This window comes from Cellulomonas sp. P5_E12 (assembly GCF_054049315.1).
Genome location: NZ_JBFUMP010000016.1, coordinates 13,556 through 28,554, shown reverse-complemented (window position 1 = coordinate 28,554; position 14,999 = coordinate 13,556). Strand labels below are relative to the sequence as shown.

At 72.0% G+C, this 14,999-nt stretch carries 14 protein-coding genes and 4 tRNA genes; 11 read left to right on the top strand and 7 right to left on the bottom strand.

Translation table 11 applies throughout. The features are described from left to right. Positions 1-39 precede the first annotated feature (39 nt). The 6 genes from ACXJKA_RS13685 to ACXJKA_RS13660 all read right to left on the bottom strand — a co-directional run bounded on the left by ACXJKA_RS13685 (position 40) and on the right by ACXJKA_RS13660 (position 4,241). A complete protein-coding gene (locus tag ACXJKA_RS13685; RefSeq protein WP_456825754.1) occupies positions 40-2,175 on the bottom strand; it encodes a glycosyltransferase in 2,136 nt (711 codons plus the stop codon). 26 nt (positions 2,176-2,201) lie between these two features. Next, positions 2,202-2,741, bottom strand: a complete 540-nt coding sequence (locus ACXJKA_RS13680) for a hypothetical protein (protein ID WP_456825753.1) — start codon at positions 2,739-2,741, stop codon at positions 2,202-2,204. Positions 2,742-3,467: 726 nt separating this feature from the next. Continuing rightward, positions 3,468-3,683, bottom strand: coding sequence for a hypothetical protein (locus tag ACXJKA_RS13675; protein WP_456825752.1), 216 nt, complete (start codon positions 3,681-3,683; stop codon positions 3,468-3,470). A gap of 242 nt (positions 3,684-3,925) precedes the next feature. Continuing rightward, a tRNA-Val gene (locus ACXJKA_RS13670) sits at positions 3,926-4,000 on the bottom strand. Between the two features lie 45 nt (positions 4,001-4,045). Next, a tRNA-Cys gene (locus tag ACXJKA_RS13665) sits at positions 4,046-4,116 on the bottom strand. Positions 4,117-4,169: 53 nt separating this feature from the next. Beyond that, positions 4,170-4,241 (bottom strand) — tRNA-Gly (locus ACXJKA_RS13660). Between the two features lie 146 nt (positions 4,242-4,387). Here ACXJKA_RS13660 and ACXJKA_RS13655 point away from each other — a divergent pair. After that, complete coding sequence (locus ACXJKA_RS13655) at positions 4,388-5,464, top strand: chorismate-binding protein (protein ID WP_456825751.1); 1,077 nt, start codon at positions 4,388-4,390, stop codon at positions 5,462-5,464. A gap of 4 nt (positions 5,465-5,468) precedes the next feature. Then, on the top strand, positions 5,469-6,332 hold the full coding sequence (locus ACXJKA_RS13650) for an aminotransferase class IV (protein ID WP_456825750.1): 864 nt from the start codon (positions 5,469-5,471) through the stop codon (positions 6,330-6,332). A 63-nt stretch (positions 6,333-6,395) separates the two neighbouring features. Here ACXJKA_RS13650 and ACXJKA_RS13645 read toward each other — a convergent pair whose 3' ends face one another. Beyond that, positions 6,396-6,824, bottom strand: coding sequence for an SsgA family sporulation/cell division regulator (locus ACXJKA_RS13645; protein ID WP_456825749.1), 429 nt, complete (start codon positions 6,822-6,824; stop codon positions 6,396-6,398). A gap of 290 nt (positions 6,825-7,114) precedes the next feature. On the opposite strand from ACXJKA_RS13645, the gene ACXJKA_RS13640 reads away from it, so the two are divergent. The 9 genes from ACXJKA_RS13640 to ACXJKA_RS13600 all read left to right on the top strand — a co-directional run bounded on the left by ACXJKA_RS13640 (position 7,115) and on the right by ACXJKA_RS13600 (position 14,999). Continuing rightward, positions 7,115-7,187 (top strand) — tRNA-Val (locus tag ACXJKA_RS13640). 133 nt (positions 7,188-7,320) lie between these two features. Beyond that, positions 7,321-9,333 carry a threonine--tRNA ligase gene (gene thrS, locus ACXJKA_RS13635; protein WP_456825748.1) on the top strand — a complete coding sequence of 671 codons (2,013 nt, stop codon included), beginning with the start codon at positions 7,321-7,323 and terminating at the stop codon, positions 9,331-9,333. A gap of 3 nt (positions 9,334-9,336) precedes the next feature. Next, positions 9,337-9,897 carry an HIT family protein gene (locus tag ACXJKA_RS13630; protein ID WP_456825747.1) on the top strand — a complete coding sequence of 187 codons (561 nt, stop codon included), beginning with the start codon at positions 9,337-9,339 and terminating at the stop codon, positions 9,895-9,897. 7 nt (positions 9,898-9,904) lie between these two features. Next, positions 9,905-10,516: a phosphatidylinositol phosphate synthase gene (gene pgsA / locus ACXJKA_RS13625; RefSeq protein ID WP_456825746.1), complete on the top strand. Its 612-nt coding sequence runs from the start codon at positions 9,905-9,907 to the stop codon at positions 10,514-10,516. Then, entirely contained in the window at positions 10,513-11,466 is a 954-nt protein-coding gene (locus tag ACXJKA_RS13620) for a phosphatidylinositol mannoside acyltransferase (RefSeq protein ID WP_456825745.1), read from the top strand. Before pgsA ends, ACXJKA_RS13620 begins: the two co-directional genes overlap by 4 nt. Before the next feature lie 23 nt (positions 11,467-11,489). Then, a complete protein-coding gene (locus tag ACXJKA_RS13615; RefSeq protein ID WP_456825832.1) occupies positions 11,490-12,689 on the top strand; it encodes a glycosyltransferase family 4 protein in 1,200 nt (399 codons plus the stop codon). Beyond that, on the top strand, positions 12,686-13,342 hold the full coding sequence (locus tag ACXJKA_RS13610) for a hypothetical protein (protein ID WP_456825744.1): 657 nt from the start codon (positions 12,686-12,688) through the stop codon (positions 13,340-13,342). Before ACXJKA_RS13615 ends, ACXJKA_RS13610 begins: the two co-directional genes overlap by 4 nt. A 107-nt stretch (positions 13,343-13,449) precedes the next feature. After that, positions 13,450-14,373 carry a pyridoxal 5'-phosphate synthase lyase subunit PdxS gene (gene pdxS, locus ACXJKA_RS13605; RefSeq protein ID WP_370503673.1) on the top strand — a complete coding sequence of 308 codons (924 nt, stop codon included), beginning with the start codon at positions 13,450-13,452 and terminating at the stop codon, positions 14,371-14,373. Continuing rightward, positions 14,370-14,999, top strand: a complete 630-nt coding sequence (locus ACXJKA_RS13600) for an NUDIX hydrolase (RefSeq protein ID WP_456825743.1) — start codon at positions 14,370-14,372, stop codon at positions 14,997-14,999. Before pdxS ends, ACXJKA_RS13600 begins: the two co-directional genes overlap by 4 nt.

The window sequence follows — 14,999 nt, the reverse complement described above, 5'->3', positions numbered from 1 at the left end:
CGCCCGGACGTCGTGAGCACACCCCTCGACCCGGAGGCGTCAGGCGCGCACGACCACGTCGCCGGAACGGTGCAGCTTGTGCCAGGGCAGGCGCGCTCCGGCGATGGCGCTGGCGATGGACTGGATGACGACCAGGTAGATCAGCTGGCGGTAGAAGACCTGCTGCAGCGGCAAGCTCCAGAGCGGCTTGAGGCTCTCCCGGTCGAGACGCAGCGCATAGCCGGTGGTCGCCAGCTGGAGCAGGGCGAACGCGACCCACACCGTCAGCACCTCGCGGGCGTTGCCGGTGAAGAGCCCGTAGAGCGCGAACAGGTCGATCGCGGGTGCCAGCAACGGCAGGAGCACCTGGAAGAGCAGCATGTACGGGATACCGACGAGCCCCAGCCGCCGCCCGCCGCTGGTGGAGTCCCGCACGGCGCCGCGGTGCTTCCAGATGCACTGCATCGTCCCGTAGCTCCAGCGGTAGCGCTGGCGCCACAGGTCGTTGACCCTGCTCGGCGCCTCGGTCCAGGCACGCGCGCGCTCCTCGTGCACCACCTGGTAGCCGGCGCGCAACACTCCCATCGTGATGTCGGTGTCCTCGGCAAGCGTCTCCGAGCTGAGCCCGCCGGCTGCCTCGACGGCCCGCCGGCGGAACGCTCCCGCCGCGCCCGGCACCGTGGTGATGCACCCGAGCATGTCCTGCAGGCGGCGGTCGAGGTTGAAGCCGCTGACGTACTCGAGGTGCTGCCAGCGTCCCAGCAGGCCGCTCCGGTTGCCCACCTTGGTGTTGCCGCTGACCGCGCCGACCGCGGGGTCGCGCAATGGCTGGATGAGCAGGCGGATGGTGTCGGGCTCGAACACGGTGTCCCCGTCGAGCATGACCAGGACGTCGTGCGATGCCTCGCGGGTGCCCGTCCGCAGGGCCGCGGCCTTGCCGCCGTTGGCCTGCCGGACCAGCCGGACGCCGGGCAGGCCGAGGCGCTCGACGACGTCGCCGGTGCCGTCGGTGGACCCGTCGTCGATCACGACTACCTCGAGGTCGGGGTAGTCGGAGGCGACCAGCGAGCGGACCGCCCGCTCGATCCCGACGGACTCGTTGTAGGCGGGGACCAGGACGGACACGGGCGGCAGCCACGGCTCACCGGCGACCCGACGCGCGGACACCCGGACGTGCCAGGGTGCGAGGCCCACGACCAGGACGGTCCGCAGGAGCGACAGGATCCCGAACCCGAGCACCGCCCAGCTCACCGCTGTCACCAGCCAACCGGAAGCGCGCACGGCCACGTCGAGCACGTGCCCCTGCAGCGCGGGGATCGCCTCGGCGGGACGAGTCGCGCCGGCGGTGAGGCCGAGCCCGTCGGAGACGGTCGTGAAGCGGTAGCCGGCCGCGCGGTAGTGCTCGATGAGGTCGGGGAGGGCCGCCACCGTCTCGGACCGGTCCCCGCCGCCGTCGTGCAGCAGGACGATCTGGCCCTCGGTCCCTGTGGGGGAGCCGTCGGCGACGATCTGCGCCACGCCCGGCCGACTCCAGTCCTTGGTGTCCCGGTCGGCGAGCACCACGAGGTAGCCGGCGTCGGCGGCCCGCTGGACGGCTTGCAGCTCGGCAGCGTCGAGGTCCTGCGGTGACGACGAGTAGGGCGGGCGCAGGAGCGAGGTGCTGACACCCGCCTCGCCGGCGAGGCCGAGCTGACCGAGGGAGAGCTCGAGGTTGGCCCGCCAGGCGGGCACGGTCGAGAGGTCGGCATGCGACCAGGTGTGCTCGCCCAGCTCGTGGCCGGCGGCGACCACCTGGCGGAGCAGCTCAGGCTCCGCGACCGCGTGCGACCCGACGACGAAGAACGTGGCCGGGACGTGCTCGCGAGCGAGGATGTCGAGGATCTGGGGTGTCCAGCGGCGGTCCGGACCGTCGTCGAACGTGAGCGCGACCGTCCGCTCCTGCATGGGCACCCCGACGAGCCCGGCGTCGTCGGCGACGAGAACCGGACCGCCGGTCGGCGTCCGCACCGCGACCCGCGGCGCCGTCGTCGCCGTCCCCGCGGTCCCGACGCTCGAGGAGAGCGTCTGGAGCCCGAGCGCGAGCAGCAGCGCAGCGAGCACCGCCACCAGCAGCACCCAGTGCGCCGCGGCGGGGCGGCGGGTCACGTACTGGACGTGGGCCCGGCGCCGGCGCGGGCGCGCAGGCGACGAGGACATGCTCGTGCTCTGGTCCAGCACGGGCGTCAGCCCTTGGTCGGACGGGCGGTCGGCGTCGCGGCGTGGGTCGACGCGGGCTCAGGCTTCGCGGTCGGTGCGTTGCCCGGCCGGTCGTCGGTCCGTCCGGGTGCAGTGCCCGACGAGCCGGGAGCGTCGGGCACGGTGGGTGTCGCCGCGGGTGCGGGCGCCGGATCGGCTGCCGGTACGGCGGCAGGGGGAGCGGCGGGGCTAGGGGTCGCGACCACGACCCGGGGCGCGGGGGCCGACGCCGACGCTTCCGMCGACGGGCTCGCCGTGGCTGTCGGCGACGGCGTGACGGGTGCGAGAGGGGTGTCGTCGTCCGTCGGGCCGGCCAGCGCGGGAGCCACCGGCCCGGGGAGCAGCGGACCCAGACCGGGGACGGCGAGGCGGTTCATCCCTACGGGCACCACCAGCGCCACCACCACCAGCAACGCGTACGCGGCGACGAGCGAACCGAGCGCCCACGTGATCCACCGAACCGTCCGGCCCCGACGTCCGGAGGGGTCGACGAAGACTGGGTTGGACGCACCCGGCTGACCGCTCACACTCCGCCTATTCGTCGGAAAGGGTGCAAGTCTGCCATCGCGCGGCTCCACGGGACGAAACGTGCAGGTCAGGCGTCCAAGTGGCTCGGCCACAGCGGTCAGGCCCTCCGACGAGCGACTCGGCTGGGACCCGCTGGCCACACGAAGGGACGCTCGACCTCGGCCGTGCAGGCCTGGTGGAGCTCGAGCTACCCGCCCGGGACCAGATCGACCCGCTCGTCGGGCGGCGGAACGCGCGGTGGGCTTTTGGCGGTGCGCGCCGACGTGCGGCGCGGCGTGCGGACGCCCACGATGGACCACGGCGTCGTGCAGCGGGCGCCGAACCCCTGATCCGTCTGATGCGCAGACGCGCGCCGGCGGTGGGAGGTCACCGTGTGGATATTCCTCTTCCGCAGAATCAGGCTCTTCCTTGTCGGCGTGCTCCTGCTGCCTCTCGTGGCGTCACTCGCCCACCGGCTCGCTGAACGCCTCGAGCGCCACGGGGACGGCCCCACAGTGGGCTCGAGGGGGCTGCGGACGATCGAGGGTGTAGCCAACTGGGTGCGGTCCTTGCTCCGTTGAGCAGATGGTGCCAACCGGACCTCACATGTCCGGACGACGCTTCGGAGCTGTGCCGGCGCCGCGGGCGATCAGCTCGATGGTCGGCGTCGGACCATGACGGAGCCTTGGGCGGCTMGGATGCGACATCCGAGCCGCCGCCTGTGTTGCTGAGGAAGGACGAACTGACTAGCAGAACGACTTGGCGGTGGCGTTCTTCATCGTGCCGCCACCGACGGCCTGAACGAGCTCCCCGACGTTGTTGAACCCGGCCACGCCGACCGTGTTGACGGTCTTGTGTACCTGGCCGAAGCAGGCGGCCTCGGCGGGAGCGGCGGAGGCGCTGGCTGCGGTGCCGAGCAGGGCGAGAGCTGCGATGGCCCCCGCGGCGAGAATGCGCTTCATCGGACATCCCTTCTGTTGGTGGGTGCTTGAGCACCCGTCCACAGTTCTTCCGCACGGGGGAGGCTTTTGGATGCAGGCCGACCAGGTCTGTGGCCAGGCGGATGTACAGCGCGACGTCCATGCGGCGGCCGGTACGGGGGCTGACGGGCAGGTGCGCGTACGGCGTGAGCGGTTGCGCACTATGCCGACGACAGAACAGCCCCGGAGCCGAGTGGCTTCCGGGGCTGTGATCTGCGGTGATGTGGTGGGCGATACTGGGATCGAACCAGTGACCTCTTCCGTGTCAGGGAAGCGCGCTACCGCTGCGCCAATCGCCCGGTGATGAAGCCGGGTCAAGCGTGAGGTGTTACTTCGGTGCTACGAGGTGGAGATGGGATTCGAACCCACGTATACGGCTTTGCAGGCCGCTGCCTCGCCTCTCGGCCACTCCACCCTGAGACCGCAGTCCAGAGCGGCTCGGTACGCCGATCAGGATGTCTGCCTCCGAGCGGACGACGGGATTCGAACCCGCGACCCTCACCTTGGCAAGGTGATGCTCTACCACTGAGCCACGTCCGCACAGCACGTCCCCCCGGCTTTCACCGGTGTTCCGTGTGCGTCCCGAACTCTAACTGACGATCTCGGCGAGAGTCCAACTGGCTCCCGGCAGGCGGATGATCGCGCGGATCGGCGGGTGTCGGGGCACCGATGGATAGCGTGTGCGGGTGCCCGAGCCGACCGTCAGTCCCCGGGGCGTCGCGTGGTTCGCGGGCGTCGAGGCGTCCGGCGTGGTCGAGGTCGTCGACGTGCGCGCGCAGCCCGAGCGGCTCGCGCGGCCCGGTTGGTGGGCGGTCGTGGGGGACTTCGAGGGCGGGGTGCGCGCCTGGCGCTTCGCGGAGATCAGCCGTTCCACGGGCGCTGTCGACCACGGGTGGTTTGGCCCGGACCCGACGAGCTGGGTGTCGTCCCTGGACCGTGCGGAGTACGTCGCGGCGGTCGGACGCGTGCGTGACCACATCGAGGAAGGCGACGTCTACCAGGCGAATCTCTGCCGGGTGCTGAGCGCGCCGCTGCCCGCGCACGGCGGCGAACCCGTGGCGCGCGCGCTCGGCGCGGTGCTCGATGCGGGCAACCCCGCACCGTTCTCCGGGGGCGTGCAGGTGCCCGGCGAGGTGTGGGTGGTGACCGCCTCGCCGGAGCTCTTCCTGCGCGTCGAGGGCGGCGCGGTGTCGTCGGGGCCGATCAAGGGGACGGCGGCCACGTCGGACGAGCTGACCGAGAAGGACCGCGCGGAGAACGTCATGATCACCGACCTGGTCCGCAACGACCTCCAGAGGGTCTGCGTCCCGGGCACCGTCGAGGTCACGACGCTGCTGGGTGAGGAACATCACCCCGGGCTGGTCCACCTGGTGAGCACGGTGCAGGGCGTGCTCGACGACGAGGTGGCGCACGCCAAGGACCTGTGGGGGCGGCTGCTCGACGCCACCTATCCGCCGGGCTCGGTGTCGGGTGCCCCGAAGTCGTCGGCGCTGGAGATCATCGCCGCGCTGGAGACGGTCCCACGCGGGCCGTACTGCGGGGCGGTCGGCTGGATCGAGGTCGGCACCGACGGCTCCGTGCGCGCCGAGCTGGCCGTCGGCATCCGGACGTTCTGGTGGTCCGACGACGTCCTGCGGTTCGGCACCGGTGCCGGCATCACCTGGGGGAGCGACCCCGAGGGGGAGTGGGCCGAGACCGAGCTCAAGGCTCGCCGACTCGTCGGTCTGGCCTCCGGCAGGGGTCCCGTGGCGATGACAGACTGACCCGATGGGTGTCGTGATCTGGTCGAACGGTCGTCTCTACGGCCCGGACGACCTCCTCCTGTCCGGCGTCGACCACGGCGTGACCGTCGGTGACGGCGTCTTCGAGACCTGCGCGGTGTACGACGGGACGGCGTTCGCGCTCACCCGCCACCTGCGCCGGCTGAGGCGGTCCGCGCTCGGCATCGGGCTGGGCGAGCCGGACCTGGACCTGGTCCGGGACGGCGTCGCGGCCGTCCTGGCCGCCGCCGGTCCCGACACGGGACGCCTGCGCATCACCTTGACCGGCGGGGCCGGTCCGCTGGGCTCCCACCGCTTCGCCCCCGAGGACCAGCACCAGACCGTCCTGGTGCTGGCGGGACCCGGGGTGCGGTCGGAGGTCTCGCGAGTGGTCCGCGTGCCGTGGGTCCGCAACGAGCGCTCGTCGGTCGCCGGCCTGAAGACCACGTCGTACGCGGAGAACGTCGTCGCCGTGTCCGAGGCCTACCGCCAGGGCGCCGACGAGGCGGTGCTCGCCAACACGGTGGGCGACCTGTGCGAGGGCACGGCGTCCAACGTCTTCGTCGAGCGCGCGGGCGAGCTGGTGACGCCGCCGCTGTCGAGCGGCTGCCTGGCGGGCATCACCCGCGAGCTCCTGCTCGAGTGGGCGGCGGCCGCCGGCCTGCCGGTGCGGGAGGGCGCGCCGGGAGAGCTGCGGTACGACGTCCTCGACGCGGTGGGCGACGGGACGACGCACCTGATGATGAGCGGCTCGATCCGCAACGTCTCGCCGGTGGTCAGCCTCGACGGGTCCGCCGTCGCGGCCGGGCCGATCTCGCTGGAGGCGCAGCGCCTGTTCCAAGCCCGGCTGGCGGACGACCTCGACCCCTGAGCCGGCCCGGACATGCGACGACCGGCCCCGCCAGCGGGCGGGGCCGGTCGAGGTCAGGAACGGTCAGGCGGTGAGGAGCGCGGCGATCAGCGCCGTGATCTCGCTCTCCATGCGGTCGCTCTCGGTGCCCAGGGGCACGAGCGCCTCGGTCCCGGCGAGGAACCGCTCGATCGGCTCGGTGGGCGCGGCGAGGAGCGCGCTGCCCTCGACTCCACTGAGAGACACCAGGGTGTAGTCGGGGTCTTCGTCACGCCACACCTGCACGTCACCGGTCCCCGCAGGAGCATCGGCCGTCGCGTGCATCCCCAGCGAGAGGAGCTCGCGGCCGATCAGCCACGTCGACATGGTGTGCGGGCCTGTGAACACCGCGCGCACCGTGTAAGGATCGGAGGTCCGGAAGGAGAACTCGGCGCTCACCGGGATGACGCTGGCGTCAGATCCGATGAGCTGCATGGCGACGACCTCGACGACGTCGTAAGTCGAGTTGGTCATCGGGTCCTCCTGTTCGCAAGGGCTGGAGGTCCCATCATGGCAGGCCAGATGCCCGATTGGACCGGTAGATGGCGCGAGTTCACCCGGAGGGACGCGCCACCGAACGGGCCCGCCCGGGTGGCAGCACCCAACTTGGTGACGGTCCAGCCCTTGACTCCATCGCGGTGACCTGCAGTGCTCCAGTTTCGGATTCTCGCGTCGACCCGGGTAGCATCCTCTCGATGTCACCCGCGGGTGAACGTCATCCTCGACGCCTCGGCGTGTCGCGGTTGACGGCACCGGCGGACGACGGGCGATTGGCTCAGTTGGTAGAGCGCCTCGTTCACACCGAGGAGGTCATCGGTTCGAGTCCGGTATCGCCCACTCGATCAGGAGGGGTCGGCCCAGTGGGCCGGCCCCTCCTGCCGTTCCTTTTCAGGTCCGGGGGGCGGTAGGCCCGCCGGTAGCATCGAGGGGCTCGCCGCTAGGGCGAGCGGCCACGAAGGAGGCTGTACCGGTGCCCGAGCTCATCACCCTCACCGTCGACGGGATCGCGACCACGGTGGAGCCGGGGACGACGGGTACCGACCTGTACTCCTCCCGGCGAGACGTCGTCGTCGCCCGCGTGGACGGCGAGCTGCGCGACCTGCACCTGCCGCTGGCCGACGGGGCGGTCGTCGAGGCCGTGACCCTCGACGATCCCGACGGTCTGGCGGTGCTGCGGCACTCGGCGGCTCATGTGCTGGCTCAGGCGGTGCAGGAGGTCAACCCGTCCGCGAGGCTGGGCATCGGGCCGCCGATCACCGACGGCTTCTACTACGACTTCGACGTCGACACCCCGTTCACCCCGGAGGACCTCAAGGCCATCGAGAAGGTCATGGGCCGGATCGTCAAGGAGGGCCAGACCTTCCGTCGGTGGGACGTCACCGAGGAGGAGGCCCGCAAGGAGCTGCGCGACGAGCCGTACAAGCTCGAGCTCATCGGCCTCAAGGGCGACCCGACGGCGGCCGACGGCGCCTCTGTCGAGGTGGGCCTCGGCGGGCTGAGCATCTACCAGAACGTCCGTGGAGCCGGCCGCGAGACCGAGCAGGTCGTCTGGCAAGACCTGTGCCGCGGTCCGCACATCCCGAGCACTCGCCTGCTGGGCAATGGCTTCCAGCTGACCCGGTCGGCGGCGGCGTACTGGCGCGGGTCGGAGAAGAACCCGCAGCTGCAGCGCGTGTACGGCACCGCGTGGCCGACCAAGGACGAGCTGCGCGCCTACCTCGAGCGCATCGCCGAGGCCGAGCGTCGCGACCACCGGCGGCTCGGTACCGAGCTCGACCTCTTCTCCTTCCCGGACGAGATCGGCTCGKGCCTCGCCGTGTTCCACCCCAAGGGCGGCGTCATCCGCATGGAGATGGAGCACTACAGCCGGCTGCGGCACGTGCAGGGCGGGTACGAGTTCGTCAACACCCCGCACATCACCAAGAGCAAGCTGTACGAGATCTCGGGGCACCTCGACTGGTACTCGGAGGGGATGTACCCCCCGATGACCCTCGACGAGGAGCGCGACGCCGAGGGGCACGTGCGCAAGGCGGGGCAGCAGTACTACCTGAAGCCGATGAACTGCCCGATGCACAACCTGATCTTCGCGGCGCGCGGGCGCTCGTACCGGGAGCTGCCGCTGCGGTTGTTCGAGTTCGGCACCGTCTACCGGTACGAGAAGTCGGGCGTCGTGCACGGCATGACCCGCGCCCGCGGCTTCACCCAGGACGACGCGCACATCTACTGCACCCGCGAGCAGATGGCGGACGAGCTCACCACGACGCTGAAGTTCGTCCTGGACCTGCTCAAGGACTACGGCCTCGACGACTACTACCTCGAGCTGTCGACCAAGAACCCGGACAAGTTCGTGGGTTCCGACGAGGTCTGGGACGAGGCGACCGAGACGCTGCGGCAGGTCGCCGAGGCTTCCGGGCTCGACCTGGTGCCCGACCCCGGTGGCGCTGCGTTCTACGGCCCGAAGATCTCGGTGCAGGTCAAGGACGCGCTGGGTCGCACCTGGCAGATGTCCACCATCCAGCTCGACTTCAACCTGCCCGAGCGGTTCGAGCTCGAGTACACGGCGCCCGACGGCAGCCGTCAGCGCCCGGTGATGATCCACCGCGCGCTGTTCGGCTCGGTCGAGCGGTTCTTCGCCGTGCTGACCGAGCACTACGGCGGCGCGTTCCCGGCATGGCTCGCGCCCGTGCAGGTGCTGGCGGTGCCGGTGGCCGAGCCGTTCGAGGGGTACCTCGACGACGTCGTCGCGCAGCTGCGGGCGCAGGGGATCCGCGCGGAGGTGGACCGGTCCGACGACCGCTTCGGCAAGAAGATCCGCAACGCGAGCACGCAGAAGATCCCGTTCGTGCTCATCGCCGGTGGCGAGGACGCCGAGGCCGGGGCCGTGTCGTTCCGCTACCGCGACGGGCGCCAGGACAACGGCGTCCCCGTGGCGGAGGCGATCGAACGGATCGTGTCGGCGGTGCGCGATCGCGTGCAGGTCTGACGGGTGACCGACGAGGTAGTACCCGCTGACCAGCTCGCCGGCGTGCCGGACGGCTTCGAGCGACTCTGGACACCGCACCGGATGGCGTACATCGGCGGGCAGGACAAGCCCGTCGACCGCGAGGCGGGCGACGGCTGCCCGTTCTGCCGGATCCCGACGCTGAGCGACGAGGACGGCCTCATCGTCGCGCGCGGCGAGGTCGCCTACGTGGTGCTCAACATCTACCCCTACAACTCGGGGCACCTGCTGGTCTGCCCGTACCGGCACGTCGCCGACTACACAGACCTGACGGAGCCCGAGGTGGCCGAGGTTGCCGAGCTCACGCGCACGGCGATGCGCGTGGTGCGGGAGGTGTCCGCGCCCCAGGGGTTCAACCTGGGCATGAACCAGGGCGACGTGGCCGGCGCGGGCATCGCGGCGCACCTGCACCAGCACGTGGTGCCGCGGTGGGGCGGGGACTCGAACTTCCTGCCGATCATCGCTCGCAGCCGGGCGCTGCCCGAGCTCCTGGGCGACACGCGGGCGCGCCTCGCAGCAGCCTGGCCCGCCCCGGCGAAGGGATGATCGGCACGTGCTGAACGGACTGCGCGGTGCCATGACGCGCTTCTTCACGCCCATCGCCCGGGCGCTCCTGCGCGCCGGGGTCTCGCCGGACGCGGTCACCATCGCCGGCACGCTCGTCGTGGTCGTCACCGCGCTCTGGGCGTTCCCCACCGGTCACCTCCTGCTGGGCACGCTGGTCATCGCGGTGTTCGTGCTCACGGACTCGCTCGATGGCGTCATGGCACGCCAGGCCGGTCGGTCCGGGCCGTGGGGCGCGTTCCTCGACTCGACCCTGGACCGCTTCGGCGACGGTGCGATCTTTGCCGGGCTAGTGCTCTGGTTCACCGCCGGCGGCGACGACCGCCTCTCCGCGGTGCTCGCGCTCGCCTGCCTCGTGCTCGGCTCGATCGTGCCCTACGCCCGCGCCCGGGCAGAGGGCCTCGGCATGACCGCGTCGGGCGGCATCGCCGAGCGCGCGGACCGGCTCGCGCTCGTGCTCGTCGCCACCTTCGCCGTCGGCGTCGGCGCGCCGACCGTCGTGCTCACGGTCGTGCTCGGCCTGCTCGCCCTGGCGTCGGCCGTCACGATCGTGCAGAGGATGAGCAAGGTCCACGCCCAGGCCATGCGGGTGACCGAGTGAAGCTGGACGTCGCGCGGGCATACTCGGTCGCGTGGAAGGTAGCCGGCAGGCTGCCCGGCTCCGTGCTGCGGACGGCCGGCGACGCCGCGGCCGACATCGCCTGGCTCCGGCACGGCGGCGGCGTGCGTCAGCTCGAGCGCAACCTGCAGCGCGTGCGGCCCGAGCTCGACGCGCGGGCGCTGCGACGGCTCAGCCGCGCCGGGATGCGCTCGTACATGCGGTACTTCTGTGAGGCGTTCGCCCTGGCCACGATGCCTCTGGACCCGGTCGACGCCCGCGTGCGGGCCGTCGGCACGGAGAACCTCCGTGTCCACACCGACCGGGACCAGGCCGTCGTGCTGGCTCTCGGGCACACCGGCAACTGGGACCTCGCGGGAGCCTGGGCGGCCCGCGCGGTCGCGCCTGTCACCACCGTGGCGGAGCGGCTCGAGCCCGAGGAGCTGTTCCAGGAGTTCGTCGCGTTCCGGAACAGCATCGGGATCACGATCTTCGCGCTGACCGGCGACGGTGACGTCTTTCGCGGCCTCGTGCGCGCGGCTCGCGCGGGTGCGGGACTGCTGCCGCTGCTCGCCGACCGCGACCTCACCGCGAAGGGGATCGAGGTCGACCTGTTCGGGCACCGCGCCCGCGTCGCCGCCGGCCCGGCCGCCCTCTCGATCTCGACCGGTGCGCCGCTGGTGACGACCGTCATCTACTACGAACGCCTCCGCGGCGCCGCGCGGCGTGCCGCAGGCTCCCCGTGGGGGATCGTCATCCAGTTCAACAAGGCCATCGAGATCCCGGCGGGCGTGCCGCGAGCCGACCAGGTGCGGGTGATGACGCAGGCCTGGGTCGACGAGTTCGCCGCCGGCGTCCGACAGCGGCCGCAAGACTGGCACATGCTGCAGAAGGTGTTCGTCGAGGACCTGGACCCGGCGCGCTACGCCGCGACGATCGCGGGTGGGGGATGAGCCCGCGGCGCCTCGAGCGCACCCTGCGGGTCGGCATCGTCTGCCCGTACTCGTACGACGTCCCCGGCGGCGTGCAGTTCCACGTCCGCGACCTGGCCGAGGCGCTCATCGCCCGCGGGCACGAGGTGTCGGTCCTGGTCCCCGCCGACGACGACACGCCGATCCCGCCGTACATGACGGCCGCCGGTCGGGCGATCCCGGTCCGCTACAACGGGGCCGTCGCGCGCATGACGTTCGGGCCGGTGACCGCCAACCGGGTGCGCCGGTGGCTCGCCGCGGGGGAGTTCGACGTCCTGCACCTGCACGAGCCGGTCACGCCGAGCCTGGGAATGCTCGCGCTGTGGATCGCCGACGGGCCCATCGTGGCGACGTTCCACACGGCCCTGATCCGGTCGCGACCCCTCCAGATGGCCTACCCGCTGGTGCGGCAGTCCCTGGAGAAGATCTCGGCCCGGATCGCCGTCTCGGAGGACGCCCGCCGCACGCTCGTCGAGCACATGGGCGGCGACGCGGTCGTGATCCCCAACGGCGTCTACGTCGACGACTTCGCGGCGGCGCAGCCCGACCCGCGCTGGACCGGGACGCCCGAGCGGCCCACGATCGCCTTCCTCGGGCGGCTGGACGAGGCGCGCAAGGGTCTGCCGGTGCTGCTCGAGGCCGTGCCGCGCGTCCTGGCCGAGATCCCTGGCGTGCGCTTCCTCGTGGCCGGCCGGGGGGAGACGGGTCCCGACGAGGTCCGCGAGCTGCTCGGCGAGGACGCCGCCGCGGCCGTCGAGTTCCTCGGCGGCATCACCGACGACGAGAAGGCCGGGCTGCTCGCGTCCGTCGACGTGTACTGCGGCCCGCAGACCGGGGGCGAGAGCTTCGGGATCGTGCTCGTCGAGGCGATGAGCGCAGGCGCCACGGTCGTCGCGAGCGACCTCGGGGCGTTCTCGCGCGTGCTCGACGACGGCGAGGCCGGCGTCCTGTTCCGCACCGGCGACAGCGCGGACCTCGCACAGACGCTCGTGCGGGTGCTGCGGGACCCCGAGCTGCGCGCCCGGGTATCGGCCCACGCCCTCGACGTCGTCCGCCAGTACGACTGGGCGACCGTCACGGACCAGGTGCTCGCGGTGTACGAGATGGTCGTGGCGGGGCGGCATGCTCCCGTCGGCGAGGACCCCTCCTCCGTGCGGGGAGCGCGCCTGCTCGAGCTGCGTCGCGGGCGGGGTGAGTCCCGATGAGATGGTCCGAGATCACCGTCTACGTGACGATCCTCGTCGCCCTCGCGCTGTGGTGGGTGTGGGTGGCCGCGTCCCGGCTGGACCGGCTGCACCGCAAGGTCAACTCGTCCCGCGCGGTGCTCGACGCGCAGCTGGTCCGGCGGGCGACCGTCGCGGCCGAGCTGGCCACGTCCGGGCTGCTCGACCCGGTGAGCTCCGTGCTGGTGGGCGAGGCCGCGTGGGCGGCGCTGTCGACCGGCACGAGCGAGCTGCCTGCGGACCTCCTCGCGCTGGTGGGTCCCGACGACGTGCCACCCGGGGGCGAGGCGCTGCTGGCCGTGGACCGCGGCGGGATCGAGAGCGAGCTGTCGGCCACGCTGCGGGAGGCCCTCGACGACCCGGACGAGGTCGCCGCGCTGCGAGCCGACCCCGCCGGCAACGAGCTGGTGGACCTCCTCGCGTCGTCCTGGTACCGGGTACAGCTGGCCCGGCGGTTCTTCAACGAGGCCGTCGTGCAGACCCGCCGCGCGCGCCGCGGCCCGCTCGTGCGGATGCTGCGTCTCTCCGGTCACGCACCCGAGCCGCAGAGCCTCGAGCTCGACGACGCCTGGCCCGAGACTCTGGGTCGGCCCGGTGCTCGCAGCGGTCCCGTCCAGACCCCGCCGCCCCGCTGAGACGCGCCAGGGAGCTCGTCGTCGACGGACTACGATTGCCCGATCAGGCCGCCGACCCCCCACGTGGCGGCCGTACCCCGACCGCACCACGATCTGCGAGGCTCGACGTGACCAGCGAGAACAGCCAGCCCACCACCGCGACGCACGCCGGCGTCATCGGCACCGCCCGCGTGAAGCGGGGGATGGCCGAGATGCTCAAGGGCGGCGTCATCATGGACGTCGTCACCGCCGACCAGGCGAAGATCGCCGAGGACGCCGGAGCCGTCGCCGTGATGGCTCTCGAGCGGGTCCCCGCCGACATCCGCGCCCAGGGCGGCGTCGCGCGCATGAGCGACCCCGACCTCATCGACGGCATCATCGAGGCCGTCTCCATCCCCGTCATGGCGAAGGCCCGCATCGGCCACTTCGTCGAGGCGCAGGTGCTGCAGTCGCTCGGCGTCGACTACATCGACGAGTCCGAGGTGCTCACCCCCGCGGACTACGCGCACCACATCGACAAGTGGGGCTTCACGGTTCCCTTCGTCTGCGGCGCCACCAACCTGGGCGAGGCCCTGCGCCGCATCACCGAGGGCGCGGCCATGATCCGCTCCAAGGGTGAGGCCGGCACGGGCGACGTCTCCAACGCGACCACCCACATGCGCACGCTGCGCGACCAGATCCGCCGCCTGACCTCGCTGCCGGAGGACGAGCTGTTCGTCGCCGCCAAGGAGCTCCAGGCGCCGTACGACCTGGTCAAGGAGGTCGCCCAGCTGGGCAAGCTCCCCGTGGTGCTGTTCACCGCGGGCGGCATCGCCACCCCGGCCGACGCCGCGATGATGATGCAGCTGGGTGCCGAGGGCGTGTTCGTCGGCTCCGGCATCTTCAAGTCGGGCAACCCGGCCGAGCGCGCCGCCGCGATCGTCAAGGCGACCACGTTCTTCGACGACCCGGACGTCATCGCCAAGGTGTCGCGCGGCCTCGGTGAGGCCATGGTCGGCATCAACGTCGAGGACGTCCCGGAGCCGCACCGCCTGGCCGAGCGCGGCTGGTGACGCAGGACGACGCAGTGGTGGAGGCCGCGGACGATCAGTCCGCGGCCTCCGCCGTCTCTCCCCGGTCGGGTGCGGACGGGGGCGGACCGGTGCACGGTCTGGGTCCCGAGTGGCGGCGCGGCGACGACGGGCTGTTGTTCCGTGAGGCCGCGCGGGTGATCCTGCTCGACGAGGACGACCGCGTGCTGCTGATCCGCGGGCACGACGTCGACCAGCCCGAGCGCAGCTGGTGGTTCACGGTGGGCGGCGGCATCGACGACGGCGAGGACGCCCTGTCGGCGGCGCTGCGCGAGGTGCGCGAGGAGACCGGCATCGTGCTCGATGCCGCGCAGCTGGAAGGCCCGGTGTTCACGCGCTCGGCCATCTTCGACTTCTTCCTCGAGCACTGCCGGCAGGACGAGATCCTCTACCTTGCGCGCGTGCCCGCGGCGTCGTTCGAGGCCGTCGACCGCGCCGGTTGGACCGAGCTGGAGCACGACGTCATCGACGAGCTCCGGTGGTGGTCGCTCGACGACCTGGACCGGGTCGAGATCGAGGTGTTCCCCGAGTCGCTGGTCGAGCTCGTGCGCGGCCTGCTGCCCGCGTGGGACGGCGTGACGCGGCACCTGGGCCTCGCGCGCGAGTAG

Excerpts from the sequence above, each read along its gene's own strand:
- ACXJKA_RS13685 (WP_456825754.1), bottom strand. The coding sequence starts at position 2,175 with ATGTCCTCGTCGCCTGCGCGCCCGCGCCGGCGCCGGGCCCACGTCCAG.
- ACXJKA_RS13675 (WP_456825752.1), bottom strand. The coding sequence starts at position 3,683 with ATGAAGCGCATTCTCGCCGCGGGGGCCATCGCAGCTCTCGCCCTGCTC.
- ACXJKA_RS13650 (WP_456825750.1), top strand. The coding sequence starts at position 5,469 with ATGGGTGTCGTGATCTGGTCGAACGGTCGTCTCTACGGCCCGGACGAC.
- ACXJKA_RS13645 (WP_456825749.1), bottom strand. The coding sequence starts at position 6,824 with ATGACCAACTCGACTTACGACGTCGTCGAGGTCGTCGCCATGCAGCTC.
- ACXJKA_RS13610 (WP_456825744.1), top strand. The coding sequence starts at position 12,686 with ATGAGATGGTCCGAGATCACCGTCTACGTGACGATCCTCGTCGCCCTC.